The organism is Frigoribacterium sp. CFBP 13712, from assembly GCF_014842255.1.
GTDB lineage: Bacteria > Actinomycetota > Actinomycetes > Actinomycetales > Microbacteriaceae > Frigoribacterium.
Map to the genome: position 1 here is coordinate 49060 of NZ_JACYVH010000008.1, position 20515 is coordinate 69574.

General features: G+C 73.3%; 18 protein-coding genes and 1 pseudogene. 4 read left to right on the forward strand and 15 right to left on the reverse strand.

What is annotated here, in order from left to right:
* Window positions 1–74 precede the first annotated feature (74 nt).
* Window positions 75–1052: an XdhC family protein gene (locus tag IFT51_RS12830; RefSeq protein WP_192061476.1), complete on the reverse strand. Its 978-nt coding sequence runs from the start codon at window positions 1050–1052 to the stop codon at window positions 75–77.
* 133 nt (window positions 1053–1185) lie between these two features.
* On the opposite strand from IFT51_RS12830, the gene IFT51_RS12835 reads away from it, so the two are divergent.
* Window positions 1186–1866: an NTP transferase domain-containing protein gene (locus IFT51_RS12835; RefSeq protein ID WP_192061477.1), complete on the forward strand. Its 681-nt coding sequence runs from the start codon at window positions 1186–1188 to the stop codon at window positions 1864–1866.
* Between the two features lie 121 nt (window positions 1867–1987).
* Window positions 1988–2524, forward strand: a complete 537-nt coding sequence (locus IFT51_RS12840) for a DinB family protein (protein ID WP_192061478.1) — start codon at window positions 1988–1990, stop codon at window positions 2522–2524.
* A 452-nt stretch (window positions 2525–2976) separates the two neighbouring features.
* On the opposite strand, the gene IFT51_RS12845 is transcribed toward IFT51_RS12840, so the two are convergent.
* From IFT51_RS12845 to IFT51_RS12855, 3 genes are all read right to left on the reverse strand, one after another.
* Window positions 2977–3441, reverse strand: a complete 465-nt coding sequence (locus IFT51_RS12845) for a DUF3253 domain-containing protein (RefSeq protein ID WP_371740804.1) — start codon at window positions 3439–3441, stop codon at window positions 2977–2979.
* A complete protein-coding gene (locus tag IFT51_RS12850) occupies window positions 3438–4553 on the reverse strand; it encodes an FAD-dependent oxidoreductase (RefSeq protein WP_192061480.1) in 1116 nt (371 codons plus the stop codon). The genes IFT51_RS12845 and IFT51_RS12850 overlap by 4 nt, the downstream gene beginning before the upstream one ends.
* Before the next feature lie 237 nt (window positions 4554–4790).
* Window positions 4791–5825, reverse strand: coding sequence for a ribokinase (locus IFT51_RS12855; protein ID WP_192061481.1), 1035 nt, complete (start codon window positions 5823–5825; stop codon window positions 4791–4793).
* Window positions 5826–6250: 425 nt separating this feature from the next.
* On the opposite strand from IFT51_RS12855, the gene IFT51_RS12860 reads away from it, so the two are divergent.
* A complete protein-coding gene (locus IFT51_RS12860) occupies window positions 6251–6769 on the forward strand; it encodes a hypothetical protein (protein WP_192061482.1) in 519 nt (172 codons plus the stop codon).
* Window positions 6770–6935: 166 nt separating this feature from the next.
* Here the strand turns inward: IFT51_RS12860 and IFT51_RS12865 are convergent, their stop codons facing one another.
* The 9 genes and pseudogenes from IFT51_RS12865 to IFT51_RS12905 form a co-directional block, all read right to left on the reverse strand.
* Window positions 6936–7562, reverse strand: coding sequence for a HutD family protein (locus IFT51_RS12865; RefSeq protein WP_192061483.1), 627 nt, complete (start codon window positions 7560–7562; stop codon window positions 6936–6938).
* Window positions 7562–8761 (reverse strand): imidazolonepropionase, encoded by a 1200-nt coding sequence (hutI, locus tag IFT51_RS12870; RefSeq protein ID WP_192061484.1) that lies wholly within the window; start codon window positions 8759–8761, stop codon window positions 7562–7564. Before hutI ends, IFT51_RS12865 begins: the two co-directional genes overlap by 1 nt.
* Complete coding sequence (locus tag IFT51_RS12875) at window positions 8758–10278, reverse strand: formimidoylglutamate deiminase (RefSeq protein ID WP_192061485.1); 1521 nt, start codon at window positions 10276–10278, stop codon at window positions 8758–8760. The genes hutI and IFT51_RS12875 overlap by 4 nt, the downstream gene beginning before the upstream one ends.
* On the reverse strand, window positions 10275–11588 hold the full coding sequence (locus IFT51_RS12880; protein ID WP_192061486.1) for an allantoate amidohydrolase: 1314 nt from the start codon (window positions 11586–11588) through the stop codon (window positions 10275–10277). The genes IFT51_RS12875 and IFT51_RS12880 overlap by 4 nt, the downstream gene beginning before the upstream one ends.
* The gene (hutU, locus tag IFT51_RS12885; protein WP_192061487.1) at window positions 11572–13443 is read right to left on the reverse strand and encodes a urocanate hydratase; all 1872 of its coding nucleotides are present in this window, start codon (window positions 13441–13443) and stop codon (window positions 11572–11574) included. The genes IFT51_RS12880 and hutU overlap by 17 nt, the downstream gene beginning before the upstream one ends.
* 189 nt (window positions 13444–13632) lie before the next feature.
* A pseudogene (locus IFT51_RS12890) lies at window positions 13633–14534 on the reverse strand (glycine betaine ABC transporter substrate-binding protein); the annotation flags it as partial.
* The gene (locus IFT51_RS12895; protein WP_192061488.1) at window positions 14531–15298 is read right to left on the reverse strand and encodes an ABC transporter permease; all 768 of its coding nucleotides are present in this window, start codon (window positions 15296–15298) and stop codon (window positions 14531–14533) included. The gene IFT51_RS12895 and the pseudogene IFT51_RS12890, both read right to left, overlap by 4 nt.
* Window positions 15295–15948 carry an ABC transporter permease gene (locus IFT51_RS12900; protein WP_192061489.1) on the reverse strand — a complete coding sequence of 218 codons (654 nt, stop codon included), beginning with the start codon at window positions 15946–15948 and terminating at the stop codon, window positions 15295–15297. The genes IFT51_RS12895 and IFT51_RS12900 overlap by 4 nt, the downstream gene beginning before the upstream one ends.
* Window positions 15945–17003, reverse strand: coding sequence for an ABC transporter ATP-binding protein (locus IFT51_RS12905; protein WP_192061490.1), 1059 nt, complete (start codon window positions 17001–17003; stop codon window positions 15945–15947). The genes IFT51_RS12900 and IFT51_RS12905 overlap by 4 nt, the downstream gene beginning before the upstream one ends.
* Before the next feature lie 155 nt (window positions 17004–17158).
* Here IFT51_RS12905 and IFT51_RS12910 point away from each other — a divergent pair, with 155 nt between their 5' ends.
* Window positions 17159–18673: an aromatic amino acid ammonia-lyase gene (locus tag IFT51_RS12910; protein WP_192061529.1), complete on the forward strand. Its 1515-nt coding sequence runs from the start codon at window positions 17159–17161 to the stop codon at window positions 18671–18673.
* Window positions 18674–18797: 124 nt separating this feature from the next.
* On the opposite strand, the gene IFT51_RS12915 is transcribed toward IFT51_RS12910, so the two are convergent.
* Together IFT51_RS12915 and IFT51_RS12920 are read right to left on the reverse strand one after the other, a co-directional pair.
* Window positions 18798–19484 carry a cysteine dioxygenase family protein gene (locus tag IFT51_RS12915; RefSeq protein WP_192061491.1) on the reverse strand — a complete coding sequence of 229 codons (687 nt, stop codon included), beginning with the start codon at window positions 19482–19484 and terminating at the stop codon, window positions 18798–18800.
* Window positions 19481–20503: an amidohydrolase gene (locus IFT51_RS12920; RefSeq protein ID WP_244637285.1), complete on the reverse strand. Its 1023-nt coding sequence runs from the start codon at window positions 20501–20503 to the stop codon at window positions 19481–19483. The genes IFT51_RS12915 and IFT51_RS12920 overlap by 4 nt, the downstream gene beginning before the upstream one ends.
* Window positions 20504–20515: the final 12 nt, after the last annotated feature.

Below are 20515 nucleotides of genomic sequence, written 5' to 3' on the forward strand. Positions count from 1 at the left end.
CCGCCGAGGACGGGAACCCGCCGCATCGATGCGTAGAGCACGAGCAGCGCGGGGCGGGGCGGGCTCCGCGGCGGCTACCGCATCGGCGCGTGGATGCTGCCCGAGCGCTCCCGCAGCGGCGAGCGCGACGCCCCCGACCGCACCGCCAGCACCTCGGCCAGGATCGACACCGCGGTCTCCTCCGGAGTGCTGGCCCCGAGATCGAGTCCGATCGGCGAATGCAACCGGGCCAGCGCCTCCTCGTCCACGCCCCGCTCGCGCAACGACGCGACCCGCCGGTCATGCGTCGTCCGCGAACCCATCGCGCCGACGTAGACGGCCGGCGACGCCAGCGCCGCGGCGACGAGATCGGCGTCGAACCGCTCGTCGTGCGAGAGCACCGCGACGACGGTCCGCTCGTCGATCTCGGTGCGGGCGAGGTAGTTCGGCGGCCACTCGACGACGACCTGCTCGGCCGCCGGGAACCGCTCGCGGGTCAGGAACACCGGCCGCGGGTCGCACACCGTCACGCGGTAACCCAGCACGGCCCCCGCGTTGCAGAGGGCGACGGCGAACTCGACGGCCCCGAAGACGAGGAGGCGCGGCGGTGGGACGGACCGCTCGCTGAACACCCGCAGACCCTCGCAGTCGTCGGGGCTCGCCACGACGTCGCCGGTCCGCACCGGTCCGACCACGACGTGCGCCACGGCCTCGCGGCCCGCCGCCGCCTCGCGCAGGGCGGCGACCGTCACGACGTCGTCGGCGGTGACGAGTCGGGCGAGCACCTCGATGCGCCCACCGCAGCTCAGCCCGACCTCGAACGCGGTCTCGTCGCTGAAGCCGAAGGTGTCGAGCTGCGCGGCCCCGTCGTCGAGCACCTGCCGGCAGCTCTCGTAGACGGCTCCCTCGACGCAGCCGCCCGAGATGCTGCCGATGACGGTGCCGTCGTCCGTCACGGCCATCGACGTGCCGACGGTGCGCGGCGCGCTGCCGTCGATCGAGACGGCCGTCGCGACCGCGAGCCGTTCGCCCGCGTCGAGCCGGGCCAGCAGGCGGTCGGCTATCTCGAACACGGGGCTCCTCGGGGTGGGGCGGGTGCGGTGCGGGGTGCGGGGTGAGCGTGGTGGGGGCAGCGCCCGCCCGGGTGGCGTCAATCGTAGAGCGGCCGGCAGCCCCCGCGCGACACCCGGCGGCTAGCCTGTGGACATGGCTCGCGCACGACCCGGCCCGATCGTGGGGCTCCTGCTCGCGGCGGGCGCGGGGTCCCGCATGGGTGGCCCGAAGGCGCTCGTCGCCGACGCACGCGGACCCTGGCTGACTCGGGGCGTGGCGACCCTGCTCGCCGGCGGGTGCGACCGCGTCGTCGTCGTACTCGGCGCGGGCGCGACCGAGGCGGAGGATCTTCTGGCGGGCGACCCGCGCCTCCTCGGCTCGCCGGTCTCGACCGTCGTCGCCGACGACTGGGCCGACGGGCTCGCGGCGTCGCTGCGGGCGGGGCTCCGTGCGCTCGGCGCCGACCCGGACCTGCAGGAGGCGCGGGTCGCCCTCATCACGCTGGTCGACTACCCGGGGCTGCCCGCGTCCGCCGTGGCGCGCCTCCTGTCTGTCACCGGGACGCCCGCCGGTGCCGGGTCGCCGGCGGCCGCCGGGGTGCCGCTCGGGGCCGGGTCGCCGCTCGGGGCGAGCACTCTCAGGCGTGCCGTGTTCGGCGGACGGCCGGGGCATCCGGTGGTCGTCGGGCGGGCCCACTGGTCGGACCTCGCCCGGTCGATCTCGGGCGATCGGGGGGCCGGCGCGTACCTGCGCGAGCACGGCGCTCTCGAGGTGGACTGCCGCGACCTCTGGAGCGGTCACGACGTCGACTCCCCGCGTGCCGCATCGAGGTGACGCGAACGGTGCCCCGCGCGCGTCTTACGACTCCTTTCGGGTCACTTCGATGACGGCGATTGGCGCGACGACGGCTGGATGGCGATGGTGGCGGGGCGACGGCCTCGCCTAATGTCGAGCCATGGCCATCTCACCCGACACGAAGAACTGGACCTGGGTGCTCGAACGCCCTTGCGACGAGTGCGGCTACGACTCGCGACGGATCGATTTCCGCGATGTTCCCGGGCTCGTTCGCGACAACGCCGCCGCCTGGCCCGCCGAGCTGGCCCGCCCCGACGCTCGCGATCGCCCCGATGCGACGACGTGGTCGACCCTCGAGTACGGGGCGCATGTGCGCGACGTGTTCCGGGTGTTCGAGGAGCGCCTGGCGCTGATGCTCGCCGAGGAGGCTCCGGCGTTCGCGAACTGGGACCAGGATGCGACCGCCGTCGACGACGACTACGCCGCGCAGCGGCCCGACGAGGTCGCGGCGGAGCTCGTCGCCTCGGCCGAGACCGTCGCGGCCGCGTTCGCCGGGGTGCGCGACGACCAGCTCGACCGTACGGGTCTGCGCAGCGACGGCTCGGCGTTCACCGTCGACACGCTCGCCCGGTACTTCGTGCACGACCCGGTGCACCACCTGCACGATGTGCGCCGATCGGGGGCTGCATCGAGGTGACGCGAACGGGGGTGTGGCTCGGGCGAACCGCATCGAAGTGACGCGAACGGGGGCTTGGGCGGCTCGGACTGCGCGTTTCGGGTCACCTCGACGGCGCAGGCGCGGCGCGGGCGCGGGCGGACCTGATCGAAGTGACGCGACCGGGGGCTTGGGTGGCTCGGACTGCGCGTTTCGGGTCACCTCGACGGTGCGGGCGGAGGCGCGGGCGGACCTGATCGAAGTGACGCGAACGGTGGCTTGGGTGGCTCGGAGTGCGCGTTTCGGGTCACCTCGACGGTGCGGGGGCGGTGCGCGGCGCGGGGCGCGGGGCGCGGGGCGCGGGGCGCGGGCGGCCCTGATCGAAGTGACGCGAACGGGGGCTTGGGCGGCTCGGAGTGCGCGTTTCGGGTCACCTCGACGGCGCAGGCGGCGCGGCGCGGCGCGCGGCGCGGCGGCGCGGCGCGCTGCGCGGCTCAGGGGCGGTGGCGGCGGATGCGGATCGGGCCCTTGGCGGTCGACGGGTCGACGACCGAGCCGCCCTGCGTGATGTCGACCTCGCCGGCCGCGACGAGCCGCCGGGCGGCGCGGCGCACCGGCTCCATGAGGCCGCGCCAGGCGTCTTCGTCATCGGGGTGCAGCGAGCGCGCGACGTCCGACGGGCAGATGCTCGACGTCGCGGCGCGCTGCGCCAGCAGGTCGCGGATCCGCTGCTCGAGCTCGCGATCGTGGGCGGTCACCTTGTGCTTGCGGCACGCGTCGCTGCAGTAGGCCACGTCGTCCCAATTCGACGCCCACTTCTTACGCCACTCGATGCGTCGGCCGCACGAGCGGCAGGTCTTCGACTCGGGCGTGGCGGGGCTCATGGTGACAGTCAACGCGGCGGAGGCTGCGAGCGTTCCCGGCACCGTGCCTCCTCGGCTGCGTGCTCTGCGGCTCAGGCCGATCCGAGCTGGCGGAATCGCGCGGGCACCTCGCCGTCCTCGACCAGGTCGACCAACAGCTCGCCGACCAGCGGCGTGAACTTGAAGCCGTGCCCCGAGAACCCGGCCCCGACCACGAGCGGGCCGACGCGGTCGAGCACGAAGTCCTCGGTGTCGGTCGACGTGTACGTGCAGCTGATCGGGTCGGCCGTCTCGGCGTCGACCCCGGGCAGCCACTCGCGGGCGTAGCGCCGCAGCGCCTCGAATTGCACGGGCTCGGGCCGGTAGCTGCGCGCATCGGGGTCGGTCACCGGGCCCGTCCTGTGCCAGCCGGCTTTGACCCCCTCGCCCGGCGTGAGCATGCCGTAGACCGGCCCGTACCACCACGCGTCGTCGCCGCCGTCGGGGTCGGGGCGGTGGTTGAAGCCGGGCCAGACGGCGTCGTCGTCGGTGACCCGGAAGTGCGCCGGCTGCTCCTGCGTCACGACGAGGCGAGGGAGGCGCGCGAGACCGCCGACGAGCCCCTCCGTCCACGCACCGGCGGTCACGACGACCCGGGGCGCGAGGTACTCCTCGTCGGCGGTGACGACGCGGGCCCGGTCGTCGCCCTCGATCTCGATGCCGGTGACGGGTGTCGACCAGCGGACCTCGGCGCCCAGCTCGGTCGCGACGCGCTCGAAGGCGGCCAGCGCGTCGGCGGCGCGGATACGACCGCTGTCGGGCACCCAGAGCACGTCGGTCTCGAAGCGGAGGCCCGTCCAGCGGCGACCCGCGTCGCCGGGCGCGACGAACTCGCTGTCGACGCCCCGTTCGGCGTGCAGCTCGCGCATGCGGCGCAGCATGTCGGGGCGACCGTGGTTGACGACGCCGACGAGGTCGAGCAGCGGGGTGTCGGTGACGACCGCGAGCTCGTCCCACAGAGTGCGGGCGCGGGCGACGAGGTCGACGTACTCGCCGTCGTCGTAGGCGATGTTGAGGTTGCGGGTCGTGCCGTGCGAGGCGCCGTGGTGGTGGCCGCGCTCGAAGCGCTCGAGCAGCACGACGTCGTGCCCGCGGACGGCCGCCTGCCAGGCGGTGGCGAGGCCCATCGCGCCTCCTCCGACGACGACGAGATCGACGGTGCGTGCCATGGTGCGCCTCCTGGGTGGGGTGGGGTGTGTGGTGGTCGTGTGGGTGGTGGTGGTGGTCGTGTGGTGCGGGGTTCGAGTGAGCGTACGGGAGGGGGTCGAGTGCGGCGGGTCGGTGTCCTCGACGGCGGGTCAGCGCTGACCCGCCACGGATGAAAGGGACCCGCCGCAGCCCGGCCTGGTGCTCAGGCGGCTCGGCCGAGGAGGCGCGGGGAGCCGAGGAGGCGCGGGTCGCCCCGGTCAGTCGAGCGCGTCGACCTCGGCCCGGGTCGGCACCGAGCGTGCGGCCCCCTCGCGCCCGACGGCGACGGCCGCCGCCCGGGACGCCGTCTCGAGCGCGTCGCTCCAGAGGTCGTCGTCGGCGAGCGACGCGACGATGTAGCCGATGAACGTGTCGCCGGCCGCGGTCGTGTCGACGACCTCGACGCGGTGGGCCGGCTGCTCGACGGGGTGCCCCTCGCCGACGAGCATCGACCCGTCGCCGCCGAACGTGCAGAGCAGACGGACGCCGAGCCGGTCGGCGAGGTCGGCGGCGGCGGCGCGGGGGTCGTCGGGCACGGCGGTGTCGGCCTGCGCGGCGGCGCCGTGCTCGGCGGCGCCGTGCGCGGCGGCGCCGTGCGCGGCGGCGCCGTGCGCGGCGGCGTCGGCCTGCGGGTCGGCGTCGTGCCCCGCGGCGCCCTGCGCCTCGGCCTCGAGGAGGTCGGCGAGCTCGCTGCCGTTGACGACGAGCAGGTCGAGGTCGTCGACGATCGTCAGCACGCGAGGGTCGGACGGCGCCGAGTTGAGCACCACGAGAGCGCCGCGTTCCTGACCTGCACGGGCGGCGGCCGCGGTGATCTCGAAGGGCACCTCGAGCTGCAGGACGACGATGTCCCCCTCGCGCACCTCCTCGAAGGAGGCGCGCACGGCGTCGGCGTCGATCGCACCGTTCGCGCCGGGGACGACGGTGATCAGGTTCTCGCCCGACGAGTCGACCGAGACGATGGCCCGGCCGGTCAGCTCGTGCTCGATGCGGGCGACACCCGAGGTGTCGATGCCCTCGGCCTCCAGAGCGGCGACGAGCTCGTCGCCGGCGGGGTCCGTGCCGACCGCTCCGACGAAGCGCACGGCGGCACCGGCGCGGCGGGCGGCGACGGCCTGATTGGCGCCCTTGCCGCCGGGCTCGCGGCGAGCGCCGGTGGCGGTGATGGTCTGGCCCGGCGCGGCGTGCTCGACCACGGTGAGCCGCAGGTCGTCGTTGATGCTGCCGACGACGTGGACGGTGTGCGGGGCCATGGTTCCTCCTGGTCGCGGGGCGGGCTGGGCGGGCTGGGCGGGGCGGGCTGTGCGGGCGGGCGGGGCGAGCCCGCGGGGGCCCCGGCGATGCTATCGCCGGCCGCTGAGCCATGACGCCAGGAGATCGACACGACGCCACGTATAAGGCTGGCGTCGTGTCCATCTCCTGGCGTCGAGCGGGCGGTGCGCGCGGCCGCCCCGAAGTGGGCACAAACCGCACCCCCGGCGGTGGCGAATGCATGACGGGTAAGCAATGCAACGGGCACGCCACGTCGATTCGGGTTCGGCGGGGTCTCCGGGCCGGTCCGCGCGAAGCGATTCGCGCCTCCGGCCCGGCCAAGCCCCGCTGCCGAGTCACTCTGCAGTCGCGCCGGAGACGACTCGCGAGGGATCCGCCTCCGCCTGCCGGGAGCGAGTCTTGATCGATGAGCACCGTCGATCCGACCCTCCGCAGTCAGCTCCTCCGGTTCGGAGCGCTCGTGTTCGTCTCCGCCTCGATCATCGCCGCGTTCGTCGTCGTCCCGATCTTGGTCGTGCAGGCGGAGATCGACGAGCCCGGCGAATACGGCATCTGCAACGGCCTGGCCCCGACGTGCCACGACGTGCCCCTCGAGACCATCGCCGACGCGAGCGGCGTCGACTTCCCGGCGGGTTCGATGGTCGTGTCGTCGAGTGCGGTTCCGAGCTCGTTCAAGGGGATCGACTACCTGCAGGCGGTGGTCTCGGTGCCCGACGGCTCGATGCCCCTCGAGGCGGTCGTCGACCTGCCGCTGTCTCCGAGCGCCGACGATTCGGTCGTCGGATCGTCGCTCGAGGAGTGGGGTGCCGAGTCGATCGTGGTGCTCGCCGACGGGACCGGATACCTGTCGATCGGCCTCGGCGCGACGCCGGGCGCCCGACCCGACCTCGTCTCGGTCTGGAAGCGCCTCAGCAGTCGGAGCTGACCCGGGCGACAACCCCGAGTGGTCAGAAGACGCTCTTCGTTCGAGGGCGAACGACATCTTCTGACCACTCGACCTCGGGCTAGGGGCCCGGGGCTCGAAGGGGCAGGCAGATCCGCGCGCGGCTATTACGCACTCACGCGTAATAGCCCGAGAGCACGCACACCACCTAGGAGGCGCGGGTCGGCTCGATCACGGCCAGCGCGATCACCGCGGCCCGGCCGGTGAGCTGCACCGCACCTCCTGAGGGGATGACGACCGCGTCGTGCAAGGCCAGCGCGCCGTGAGCCGGCGACGAGACGTCTCCCTCGACGACCACCGCCACCGTCCAGGACGAAGGCGAGGCGGGCGAGCCGGGCGAGCCGGGCGAGCGGAGCGTCAGCTCGCCGTCGAGGTGCCGCGCGACGAGCGTGCCGGCGGCCGAACCTCGCCCCGTCATCAGGTTGAGGTCGAGGCCCGTCCCCCGCACGTCGACGGCCTCGACGGCCGACTCGCCCGCGAAGGGGAGCACGTCGAACGCCTCGCCGCGCACCCGCCGCCCGTCGATCACGAGATCGAGACCGGCGGGTGACAGGGGCATCAGCAGGCGATCGACTCCGGCGAACTCCGAGAACGGGGCCGAACGGTCGATCGTCGCGATGCTGATCCGCCAGGCCGGCTCGGTCGCAGGTCCGCCCTCTGCGGGCGGGCCCTCGGCTACGACGGTCGTCGTCCCGGCCCCGTTCCGCCACGGTACGACGTCCCGGGCCGACGCCCGCAGCACAGACGGCTCGCCGGCAGCCCCCTCGCTCCCCATCAGAACGCCCGCCCCGACACGCGCTCCCCGCCGCGCCAGACCGCCTCGACCAGCGGCACCCCCGGCCGGTACGCCAGGTGCACGTACGACGGCGCGTCGAGCACGATCAGGTCTGCCGCCGCACCCACCGCGAGGCGTCCGACGTCGGTGCGGCGCAGGGCGGCCGCTCCCCCGGCGGTCGCCGACCAGAGCGCCTCGGCCGGGGTCATCCGCATGTCGCGCACGGCGACCGCGATGCAGAACGGCAGGCTCGTCGTGTAGCTCGACCCGGGGTTGCAGTCCGCCGCCAGGGCCACCGTGGCCCCGGCCGAGAGCAGTCGCCGCGCGTCGGGGTAGACGGCTCGGGTCGAGAACTCGGCCCCGGGCAGCAGGGTGGCCACCGTCGTGGACCCGGCCAGCGCCTCCACGTCCTCGTCGCTCGCGTAGGTCACATGATCGGCCGACGCGGCCCCTAGCTCCACCGCGAGCTGGATCCCGCCACCCGGCGCCAGCTGACCGGCATGGAGGCGCGGCGTCAGCCCCGCCGCCATCCCCGCCGTGAGGATCGCCCGCGTCTGATCGACGTCGAACGCGCCGACGTCGCAGAACACGTCGATCCACGTCGCCAGCGGCGCGCACGCGTCGAGCATCTCGCCCATGACCAGCGCGACGTAGTCGTCGGCCCGCCCCGCGAACTCGGCCGGCACGACGTGCGCCCCCAGGAAGGTCGACTCGGTCGTCACGGTGCGGACGGCCTCGAGGCTCCGCCGCTCGTCGTCGATGCTGAGCCCGTAGCCCGACTTGCTCTCGAGCGTCGTGGTGCCCTGCCGCAGGGCCTCGTCGGCGAGACGCCGCACCGATCGCGCCAGGTCGGTGTCGCTCGCCGCCCGCGTGTGCGCCACGGTGCTGCGGATGCCGCCGGCCGAGTACGACTCCCCCGCCATCCGCGCCGCGAACTCGTCGGACCGGTCGCCCGCGAACGCGAGGTGGTTGTGACTGTCGACGAAGCCGGGCACGACGGCCCGCCCGCCGAGGTCGACGACCTGGTCGACGCCCGAGGGGAGGCGCGTGGCCGGGCCCGTCCACCGCACCCGATCGCCGTCCATCACCACGGCGGCGTCGAGCACGACATCGAGCGGCCCGCTCGACGCCTCGGCGTACTCGTGCACGGGGTCGTTCGTGACCAGCTGCGAGATGCCGGTCAGGGCGGTGACGGTCATGCGGAGGGATCCTCTCGGAGGGTTGACAGGGGCTCGTCCACAGGCGGCAGCACCGCCTCGATCGCCGACCGCAGGGCGGCACCCGGGGAGGCGACCCGCGCATGCACCCCGTCGCGCACGACGATCTCGCCCCCGACCACGACGGTCGACACGTCGGCCGCCGTGGCGCCGAACACGATCGACTCGAGCAGCGAATCGCGCCGAGCGTCGGCCAGGCGCACCGAGTCGAGCGACACCGTCACGAGGTCGGCGAGGGCTCCGGGTTCGAGCAGCCCCGCGTCGTCCCAGCCGAGCGAACGGGCGCCCTCGACGGTCGCGGCGGACATCAGCCGTGCGGCGCCGAACCAGCCGCGCCGGTTGCTGACGAGACGCTGTCCGGTCTCGATGCCCCGCGCCTCCTCGAACAGATCGATGACGGCGTGGCTGTCGCTGCCGACGGTGAGCGGCACGCCCGCCTCGACCAGCTCGCCCGCGGGGCCGACGCCGTCAGCGAGATCGCGCTCGGTCGTGACGCAGAAGCAGGCCCAGGCGTCGCCGGCCGCGAGATCGGCGACGTCGTCTTCGGTCAGGTGGGTGGCGTGCACGGCGGTGGCCCGGTGGTCGAGCACGCCGTGTCGGCGCAGCAGCGCGACGGGGGTGGAGCCGAGGAGGCGCGCGCAGTCCGCATTCTCGGCCGGCTGCTCGGAGACGTGCACGTGCAGCGGGGCGTCGCGCCCACGAGCCCACCCGGCGACCGTGGCCAGGTCTCGTTCGGGCACGGCTCGCACCGAGTGCACGGCCGCGCCGACGACGACGGTCGGGCCGCTGAGCGCCTCGCGCACGGCGGTCGCCCGTTCGGCCCAGGCCGCGACCGTGCCGTCGCCGAAGCGGATCTGCGCCGGCGAGAGCGGCACGTGCACCGGCTCGGCGGAGGGGTCGACGACCGGCTCGGCGGAGGGGTCGTCGGCCGGCTCGGCGGAGGGGTCGTCGGCCGGCTCGGCATCCGACTCGGCGGCTGGCTCGGACGCCGGTGCGAACCCGCCCACCAGGTAGCAGGTGTCGAGCAGCGTCAGGCGGATGCCCGCCGTCGCGGCGGCCCGGGCGAGCGCCCGCGACATGGCGAGCGGGTCGTCGTGCGGCGTGCCGTCGGCGGTGTGATGCACGTAGTGGAACTCGCCCACCGTCGTCACCCCGGCGAGCACCATCTCGGTGAAGACGGCCGTGGCCAGGGTCTCGTAGTTCTCGGGCGTCAGCCGCCCGGCGACCGAGTACATGACGTCGCGCCAGGTCCAGAAGCTGCCGCTGCCGACCTGGGTCCGCCCCCGCAGCGCCCGGTGGAACGCGTGCGAATGGGCGTTGACGAGACCCGGCAGCGTCACGCCGCGCAGCTCGATCGAACCGGTGGGAGGCGCGGCCACGTCGTCGACCACCGACACGATCCGGTCGCCCACGACCTCGACGACCGCGCCGTGCCGGATGTCGCCGACCCCGGTCCACAGATGCTCGGCCCAGAACGTCGACGTGCCGGCGCCGGTCATCGCCGGGCCCCGGCCCCGGGCTGTCCGCCCGCGGCGGGCACGACCTCGAGCGGTGCGACGAGCAGGTCGCGCAGCACCACCGTCAGGGCCTCGACGCCGTCCACGCAGTCGTCCGCCTCGGCGTGCTCGACGGGGCTGTGGCTGATGCCGGTCGGGTTCCGCACGAACAGCATGGCCGTCGGCACCCGCGACGCGAGGATCCCCGCGTCGTGCCCGGCGGCCGTCGGCAGGGTCGGCGCGCTGATCGACGCCGCTCCGAGCGACGACCGCAGCCGATCGCTCAGCGAGGCGTCGAAGTCGACCACGGGGGTGAAGCTGTCGCGGGTGACGGTGAGGCCGACGCCGTGGCCGGCCGCCGCCTCCTCGGCGATCCGCTGCAGGTCGTCGACCAGACGGACGACACCGCCCTGATCGGCCCCGCGGGCGTCGAGCCAGGCGTCGACCCGCGACGGGATCGCGTTCGTGCCGTTCGGTTCGACGCGTACGCGCCCGAACGTGGTGACCGCCTGCGCCTCGACGGCGAGACGGCGGGCGGCGCCGACGACCTCGGCGAACGGCAGCATCGGGTCGTGGCGATCGTCGAGCCGGGTGGTGCCGGCGTGGTTGCCCTCGCCCTCGAAGCAGAAGTGCCAGCGGCCGTGCGGCCAGATCGAGCTCGCGACGCCCACCGACTCGTCGCCGAGCGCCAGGTGGCGACCCTGCTCGACGTGCAGCTCGACGAAGACGCCGATGCGCGCCAGCGCGGTCTCGTCGAGACCGACGTGCTCGGGCGCGTGACCGGCCGCGGACATCGCGTCGGCCAGCGTCGTGCCGTCGTCGTCGGTGAGCGACAGGGCGTGCGACGAGTCGACGGCGCCGGTCATCAGGCGCGAGCCGAGGCACGCGAGACCGAAGCGGGCGCCCTCCTCCTCGACGAAGTTGACCACGGCGAGCGGGCGCACGGGCACGACGCCCGCCGCCTTCAGCGCGTCGACCGCGAGCAGTGCGCTGACGACGCCGAGCGGCCCGTCGAACGCCCCGCCGCCGGGCACGCTGTCGAGGTGACTGCCGGTGACGACGGCACCGTCGGCCGGCGCGCCCCACCAGGCCCACTGGTTGCCGTTGCGGTCGACCTCGACCTCGAGCCCGCGACGGGTCGCCTCGGCGGCGAACCACTCGCGCAGGCCCAGGTCGACGCCCGTCCACGAGAAGCGGTCGTAGCCGCCCGAGCGCGGGTCGCGACCGACGCCCTCGAGGTCGCTCCAGACCCCGTCGAAGGAGGCGCGCAGCAGCGGGCGGTCGGCCGTCGCCCCGCTACGGGCGGGGGCCATCGACGGTGCCCTCGGCGGTGTCGCCCGCGAAGCTCTCGGTCGCAGCGCTCTCGGTCGCGGGTTTCTCGCCGGCGGCATCCTCGGAGACCCGACCCGCGCCTCCTCGGCTGCCGCGGTGCTCCTGCATCGGCACGCGCACGCCGCGCTCGGCGGCGACGTCGATCGCGATCTCGTAGCCGGCATCCGCGTGGCGGATGACGCCCATGCCGGGGTCGGCGACGAGCACGCGGCCGAGCTTCTCGGCGGCGAGATCGGTGCCGTCGGCGACGATCACCTGACCGGCGTGGATCGATCGGCCCATGCCGACGCCTCCGCCCTGGTGGATCGACACCCAGGTGGCTCCCGACGCGACGTTGACCATCGCGTTCAGCAGCGGCCAGTCGGCGATGGCGTCCGAGCCGTCGAGCATGGCCTCCGTCTCGCGGTACGGCGACGCGACCGAGCCGGAGTCGAGGTGGTCGCGACCGATCACGATCGGCGCCGACAGCTCGCCCGACGCGACCATCTCGTTGAACTTCAGCCCGGCGAGGTGACGCTCGCCGTAGCCGAGCCAGCAGATGCGCGCCGGCAGCCCCTGGAACGCGACGCGCTCGCCCGCCATGGTGATCCACTTCTTCAGCGACTCGTTCTCGGGGAACAGCTCGAGGATCGCCTTGTCGGTCGCCGCGATGTCGGCGGGGTCGCCCGAGAGCGCCGCCCAGCGGAACGGGCCCTTGCCCTCGGCGAACAGCGGGCGGATGTAGGCAGGCACGAAGCCGGGGAACGCGAAGGCGCGGTCGTAGCCGGCCGTGCGGGCCTCGCCGCGGATGCTGTTGCCGTAGTCGAAGACGACCGCCCCGGCGTCCTGGAACCCGACCATCGCCTCGACATGGGCGCGCATGGCGGCCTGCGAGCGGCGGGTGAAGTCGGCGGGATCGGCCGCGGCCTCGGCGGCCATGTCCTCGAAGCGGGTGCCGATCGGCAGGTACGACAGGGGGTCGTGCGCCGAGGTCTGGTCGGTGACGATGTCGATCGGGGCCTTGCGGGCCAGCAGCTCGGGCACCATCTCGGCGGCGTTCCCGACGACGCCGATCGAGAGGGGGCGCTTCTCGTCACGGGCGGCGATCGCCAGCTCGAGCGCCTCGTCGAGGCTCGACGCGGCGACGTCGAGGTATCGGTGCTCGACCCGGCGGTCGATGCGCGTGCGGTCGACGTCGATGCAGATCGCGACGCCGTCGTTCATCGTCACGGCCAGCGGCTGCGCGCCTCCCATGCCCCCGACGCCCGCGGTCAGCGTGATCGTGCCGGCCAGGGTGCCGCCGAAGTCGGCGTTCGCGACCGCCGAGAACGTCTCGTAGGTGCCCTGGAGGATGCCCTGCGTGCCGATGTAGATCCACGAGCCGGCCGTCATCTGGCCGTACATCATCAGGCCCATGGCATCGAGCTTGCGGAAGTCCTCCCAGTTGGCCCAGTCGCCCACCAGGTTCGAGTTCGCGATCAGCACGCGCGGCGACCACTCGTTCGTGCGGAACACGCCGACCGGCTTGCCCGACTGCACGAGCATCGTCTCGTCGTCCTTCAGGGTCTTCAGCGTCTCGACCATCGCGTCGAACGCCTCCCAGCTGCGGGCGGCCTTGCCCGTGCCGCCGTAGACGACGAGGTCGTCGGGGTGCTCGGCGACCTCGGGGTCGAGGTTGTTCATCAGCATGCGCAGCGCGGCCTCCTGCTGCCAGCCGAGGCAGCTGAGCTCGGTGCCGCGCGGGGCGCGGACCGGGCGGGGCCCCGAGGAGGCGCGGGTCGCGTCGGCGGCGCCGGTCGCGTCGGTGCCGGTGGTGGAGGAGGCGGTGGTGCCGGTGGTCTCGGTGTCGAGGGTCACGAGGGGGCTTCCGTTCGAGGTCGATCTGCGGTTCAGGAGGAGGCGGCGACGTCGCGCGGCACGCCGTGCGGGCGCGACGAGTCGCCGCGTGCCCGCTGAGGGGCACCGGTCGGGGCTGTTCGGTTGTGGTCGTGCGGTGGTGCGGTGGTGCGGGTGCTGCGGTGACGCGGATGGTGCCGTGATGCGGGNAGGAACTCCTTGGCGACGCTCGCCGAGTCCTGCTTGTCGACCTGGACCTTGGCGAGGTACTCGGTCAGGTTCTCGGTGGTCAGCGCCTCGGACACGGAGTTGAGGGCGTCCTCGACGGTGTCGTCGCTCTTGTCCTCGCGGACGATCGGGAGGATGTTCTCCGAGAGGAACAGCTGCTTGGTGTCCTCGAGGGTGACGAGGTCGTTCGTCTCGATGGCCGAGTCGGTCGAGAAGATGTTCGCGACCTCGACGTCGCCGTCGGTCAGGGCGGCGAGGGTCAGCGGCCCGCCGGCGTCGAGGGGCACGAACTCCTTGAAGGTCAGGCCGTACTCGGACTCGAGGCCCTTGATGCCCTGGATGCGCTCGGCGAACTCGGGGCCGGCCGCGATGCGGAGCTGGTCGGCGACGGGCTCGAGGTCCTCGATGGTCTCGAGGTCGTACTCGTCGGCGGTCTCGCTGGTCACGCTGAGCGTGTCCTTGTCTTCGGCGTCGGACTGCGGCAGCGAGACGATGCCCTCGGGGAGGACGTCCTGCAGAGCGTCGTAGACGTCGTCGGGCGAGGTGACGCCCTCGGGCGCGCCGTCGTCGGAGAGCGCGGCGAGCAGGGCGCCGTTGTACTCGGGGAGGAGGTCGATCGAGCCGTCTTCGAGGGCCTGGAGGTAGACCTCGCGGGCGCCGATGTTGAAGCTGCGCTCGACGTCGACGCCGTTGGCCTCGAGGACCTGCGCGTACATCTCGGCGAGCAGCTCGCTCTCGGGGAAGTTCGCGGAGCCGACGGTGATCGTCTCGCTGTCGCCGGAGGCCGAGCCGCCGGTCGACTCGGTGGGGTCGGAGCAGCCGGCGAGCACGAGCATGCCGACGCCGAGGACGCCGACGGCGCCGAGGAGGTTCTTCTTCTTCATGATGTGGGGGCTTTCGTTCGGGTGCCGGGACCGGGCTGTCCGGTCGGGGCGGGTGAGGTGGAGGGTGCGGGGACGGTCTTGGTGGTACGGCGGGTGACGCGTCGGCCGGTGAGGCCGGGCGAGATGACGGAGCGCTGGATCACCGCGGCGATCAGGTCGACGACGATGGCGAGCGCCGCGACGACGACGGCGCCGGCGACGACGCGCTCGTAGGCGTTCAGGGCGATGCCGTCGACGAGCAGACGGCCGAGGCCGCCGATGCCGACGTAGGCCGCGACGGTCGACGTGGCGATCACCTGGAGGAGCGCGTTGCGCAGACCGCTCGAGATGAGCGGCAGCGCCATCGGCACCTCGAGCTTGAAGAGCACCTGCATCGGGCGCATGCCCATGCCCTTGGCCGCGTCGATGGCCGCCGGATCGACGGCGCGGATGCCGGCGTAGGTCGTCGTGAGGATGGGCGGGATGGCCAGGATCACCAGGGCGATCAGCACGGGCAGGAACCCGCGCCCCATCAGCACGACCAGCAGGATGATCAGACCCAGGGTCGGCAGCGACCGGCCGGCGTTCGCCGCGTTGATCGCGATGAACGAGAGCTTGCCGGTGTGCCCGATGTACAGACCGAGCGGGAGGGCGATGGCCGCCGCCACGGCGACCGCCTGGATCGTGTACCAGAGGTGCGTGAGGATCAGCGACGGGATGGAACCGGTGGCGCCGAACTGCCAGTTGTCGCCGTCGAGCAGGTACGAGAGGAGACCGTCGTTCACGAGGCGATCCTCCCTGCCGCTCGGACCCAGGGCGTCGCACGACGCTGGATCAGCACGATGATGCCGTCGAGGATCGCGGCGAGCACGACCGAGAGCACGATGCCGACGATGATCGGCGGAGCGTAGTTGAGCTGCTGCCCGCGGGTGAAGAGCGTGCCGAGACCGCCGACGCCGATCAGGGCGCCCACGCTGACGAGGCTGACGTTGGCGACGGTCGCGACCCGGAGGCCGGCCAGCATGACGGGCAGCGCGATCGGGAGCTCGACGCTGACGAGACGACGCAGGCGCCGGTACCCCATCGCCGAGGCCGCCTCGGCGACCAGCGGGTCGACCGACTTGAGACCGTCGGCGACGACCCTGACGAGCAGGGCGACCGTGTAGACGGTCAGCGCGACGATGATGTTGAGCGGGTCGAGGATGCGGATGCCGAGGATCGACGGCACCAGCACGATCAGCGCCAGCGACGGGACGGCGTAGAGGATGCCGCTGAGGTTGAGCAGCGGGTGGTACAGGAAGTTGAAGCGCACGGCCAGATAGCCGATCGGCAGCGACACCACGATGCCGAGCAGCACGGGCAGAAGCGCGAGGTACACGTGCTGCGACAGGGCGGCCTGGATGACCGGCCCGTTGTTCTGGAGGTACTGGATCACGCGACGTCCACCTCGCGACGACGGCGCGCCTCCAGCTGCTTCATCAGGCTGGTGTGACGGATCACGCCGTCGACGACCCCGTGCTCGTCGACGCGGATGACGATGCCGACCGGCGACGTGATCGCCAGGTCGGTGACGAGTCGGAGCGAGTCGCTGCTGGTGTACCAGCCGCCCGGGTGCGTGGGAGCGGTCTCGGAGCCGAGGCCGGGGCCCGTCCAGCCGAGCGGACGACCGGCGTCGTCGAGCACGAGGCGCTCGGGCCCGGCCTGCGCCACCGAGACCGGCTCGACCTCGAGACCGGCGGCGGAGTCGAACGACAGGCTGCGGAACCCGCGGTCGCGACCCACGAAGCCGGCCACGAAGTCGTCGGCGGGGTTCGAGAGGAGCTCGCGGGGTGTGGCGAACTGGGCGAGGTGCCCGCCCTCACGGAAGACGGCGACCCGGTCGCCCATCTTGATGGCCTCGTCGATGTCGTGGGTGACCATGGCGATGGTCTTGCCCAGGTCGCGCTGCAGACGGAGGAACTCGGCCTGCAGACCCTCGCGCACGATGGGGTCGACGGCGCTGAACGGCTCGTCCATGATCATCACGGGCGGGTCGGCGGCGAGCGCCCGGGCGACGCCGACGCGCTGCTGCTGGCCACCCGAGAGCTGCACGGGGTAGCGGTCGGCCATCGACTCGGAGAGCCCGACGCGCTCCATGAGCTCTACGGCCGTCGAGCGCGCCTTCTTCTTGCTCGTGCCGACGAGGCCGGGCACGGTCATGATGTTCTCGACGATCGTGCGGTGCGGGAACAGCCCCGCGGCCTGGATGACGTAGCCGATCCCGCGGCGGAGCGACGCCGCGTCGCCGGTCGCGACGTCCTTCCCGTCGATCAGGACGCGGCCCTTCGTGGGCTCCACCATGCGGTTGATCATCCGCAGCGACGTCGTCTTGCCGCAGCCCGACGGACCCACGAACACGGTCAGTTCGCCGGTGGGCAGTTCGAGGTCGAGACCGTCGACGGCCACCGTCCCGTCGGGGTAGACCTTGCTGACGCCGTCGAAGGTGATCATGGGGCGTTCTCCTGTCGCGATGCCGGGCTCTGAGGAGCGCGCTCCCGGCGATTCGTGAATAAGTTGATTCATCATGCGGAATCGATGAATACTTCGTCAATAAGCGCTACGGCCTGTTTACGAGACCGAAACACGAGGGAGGCACAGTGACCGACATGCACGCCAGCGACGACCTTCCCCCGGTCACCCTAGACGGCACTCCGTTACGAGTGGCCGATCTCGTGGCCCTCGCGGACCGTCGCGCCCGCGTGTCGGTGCCCGGATACGCCCTGGCGACGGTGGAGGAATCGCATCGCACCCTGCTTGCCGCGCGCGACTCCGGCATCGTCTACGGCGCCAACACGGGTGTCGGTGCGAACCGCGGGATCTCGGTCGTCGACGACGCCGTCGACCTCACCCCGGAGGAGGAGCACCGCGAGCAGGCGGCCCACGGTCTGCGCCTGCTGCGCAGCCACGCGTCGGGCATCGGCGAGGTGGAGGACGACCGCGTCACCCGGGCCGCCCTGGTCGTCCGGCTGAATCAGCTGCTGGCCGGCGGATCGGGCATCAGCCCGGGCGTCGTGCAGGGTCTGCTCGCCGCGGTGCGGAACGACTCGCTGCCGACCCTGCACCGCACCGGTTCGATCGGCACCGGCGACCTGACCGCGCTGGCCGAGCTGGCACTCACCCTCATCGGCGAGTTCCCGTGGCGGAGCGGCGGCGTGCCGCCCGTGGTGTTCGCCGAGACCGACTCCCTGCCGTTCATGAGCTCGAGCGCCGTGACCCTCGCGACCACAGCGCTCGCGGCCGACGTCGCCGCCCGCCAGCTCGACGCCGCCACGGTCGTCGCGGCTCTCAGCTTCCGGGCGCTGCGCGGGTCGCCCGAGGCGTTCGACGCCCAGGTGCACGCCGCACGACCTCATCCCGGGCAGGTGCGCGAGGCCGCCCGCCTGCGCTGGCTGACCGAGGCGGTCGAGGGCGACCCGCTTCCGGTGGCGCGCCTCCAGGATCCCTTCGGGCTGAGGGCCTCGCCGCAGGTGCACGCGCCGGCCCGCACCGCGCTCGGGGTGCTGCTCGACGCTCTCGACCGCGAGCTCGGCGGCCCGGCCGAGAACCCGCTCGTCGTCGACGACGGCGTGCGGCACCACGGGCAGTTCCACCTCGCGACGCTCGCGTGGTCGCTCGACGCGGCCCGCATGGGGCTGCACCCCGTGTTCAGCCTGTCGACGAGTCGACTCGGGCTGCTGATGCGGGCCGACATGACCGGGTTGCCGCCGTTCCTCGCCGACGCGAGACGGAACGCGACGAGCTCGGGCCTGATGATCGTCGAGTACGTCGCCCAGGACGCCCTCGCCCACATGCGCATCGACGCGACGCCGGTCACGAACGCCAGCATCAGCGTGTCGCTCGGCCTCGAGGAGCACGCGAGCTTCGCGATCCAGAGCACGCGCCTCCTGACCAGCCTGGTGCGCTCGTCGGGCGCGGTGCTCGCGGTGGAGCTGTTCGCCGCGGTGCGCGCCCTGCAGATGGCGCCCGACCGGGTGGCCGGCACGCGCCTCCGGCCGGTGTTCGAGCGACTCGTCGCCCTGATCGACCCGTCGACGGACGACCGGCCACTCGGAGCCGACATCGCCCGGATGGAGGCCGAGCTGCCGACGCTCGGGGCGGCCCTCCGCGACTGCCCCGCGTAGGGCCGAGCGCATCCGCGCCGCCCCTCCTTGCGGATCGAGTGGTCGGAAGATGCTCTTCCTCGAGCGGGGAAGAGCATCTTCGGACCACTCGATGCGACGAGCGTGGGCTCGGGCGGCTGGGGCTCTAGGCGTCGCGGGCGGCGAGCGCGTCGGCCGCCGCCTGCTCGTCGCGGTACTGCTCGATGACGCTGATGTCGTCCATCGGGCGCAGCTCGTCGGCGTAGCTGACCGACTGGCGGCGCATCACGCCGTTCGAGCCGATCGAGTACTGCCCCATGCGCCAGAGCGGCGGCGAGTACGCGTGGATCGAGACCGACCCGTCGATGTGCCCGCCCATGCGGTGGATGTGGTCGGGCCCGAAGTGGAACGAGCGCCCCGCCTCGACCACGCGGCTGACCGCCTCGCCGCCCATGCGGGGGTTCGCCTCGTTCACGGCGCCCTCGACGACGGCGACCGCCCCCGACGAGATGTCGTGGTCGTGCCAGCCGGTGTCGTCGGTGGTGTCCCAGCAGAGCAGCCAGACGTCGATGTGGCTGTCGCGGTACAGCGAGGCGAAGTGCCGCTGGCCGCCGCCGTGCTGCACGAGGTGGCGCCAGGCCTCGGGGCGGGTCGCCATCTCGTCGACCCACGCCTTCAGCTCGGGGCGGGTGAGGTCGCGGCCCGGCAGTGCGGGCAGGGCGGGCGCGGCGGACGCGGCGGGCGCTGCGGGCAGTGCGGACGCGTCGAGCACTGCGGACGCGGCGCCGGCGCCGGCGCCGTCGAGGGGAGCCGAGGAGGAGCGGGTCGTCGAGTCGGGAGCGGTGACGGTCATCGGGGTTCTCCGGTCAGCAGGGCGCGGGGGTTCGCGTGGACGTGGGCGTGGGTGAAGGCGTGACCGAGCCCGGGGTCGCGCGGCTGGGCGTACGGCCGGTCGGAGCCGTGCACGACGGGGTCGACGCCGACGACGCGCACGACGGCGTCGATGGCGCGGGTGTCGTACGACGAGGTCTCGTAGAACACGTTGGGGTCGACCGAGCCGAACTCGCCGCCACGGGCGACGAGGCGCTCGTGGTGCAGCGGCGCGAGACCGGCGAGGGCGACGAAGACGATGCGCAGGGTCGGGTGCGCGATGCGACCGCCCTGGTGCCAGGCGAACCAGGCCGACTGCAGCTGACTCACGTAGGGCACGACGGCGGGCCACCAGGCGGGGGTGTCGGCGACGGCCGGCGCCGGCCCGGGGTGCACCATGACGGGCTTGCCCGAGACGGCGACGACGTCGAGCACGGGGGCCATCCGATGCACGGCGGCCGGATCGAGGAGGCACGTGGCCGGCAGCTGCAGCCCGACCACCCGGTCGTCGCACAATATATCGGAGAGCCCGACGAGGTCGTGCTCGACGACGGGCGTCGCCGCCCAGATGCGGAAGGGGTCGCCGAGTCCGAGGGCGGAGCGGTGCCAGACGTCGATCAGCTCGCGAGCCTCGGCGCCCGGCAGGTGCTCGATGCCGAGCGGGCTCGACAGCGACACGAGCACGTCGTCCTTGCCCTCGGCGATCTCACGCGCCCGGCGGCGCTCGACGTCGTGGGCGGCCGGGTCGACGGCGTAGGGGGCCTCGCCGGCGGTGAGCAGCGTCCAGTCGTCGACGAGGCGCGGCTCAATCGTGCGGGCGCGCAGGGCCTCGACGAAGGCGGCGGGCCAGACGTGCTGGTGGGTGTCGGTGCGGCCGGAGGCGATGCGGCGCGAGACGGCGACCCGCGACGACGGAGCCGGGGCGGCGGACGACGCGACGGGTGCGGGGTCGCCGACCCGCACCTCCTCGATGGCCATCTCGCTGTGAACCGGTTCACTCATGTGAGTAGTGAA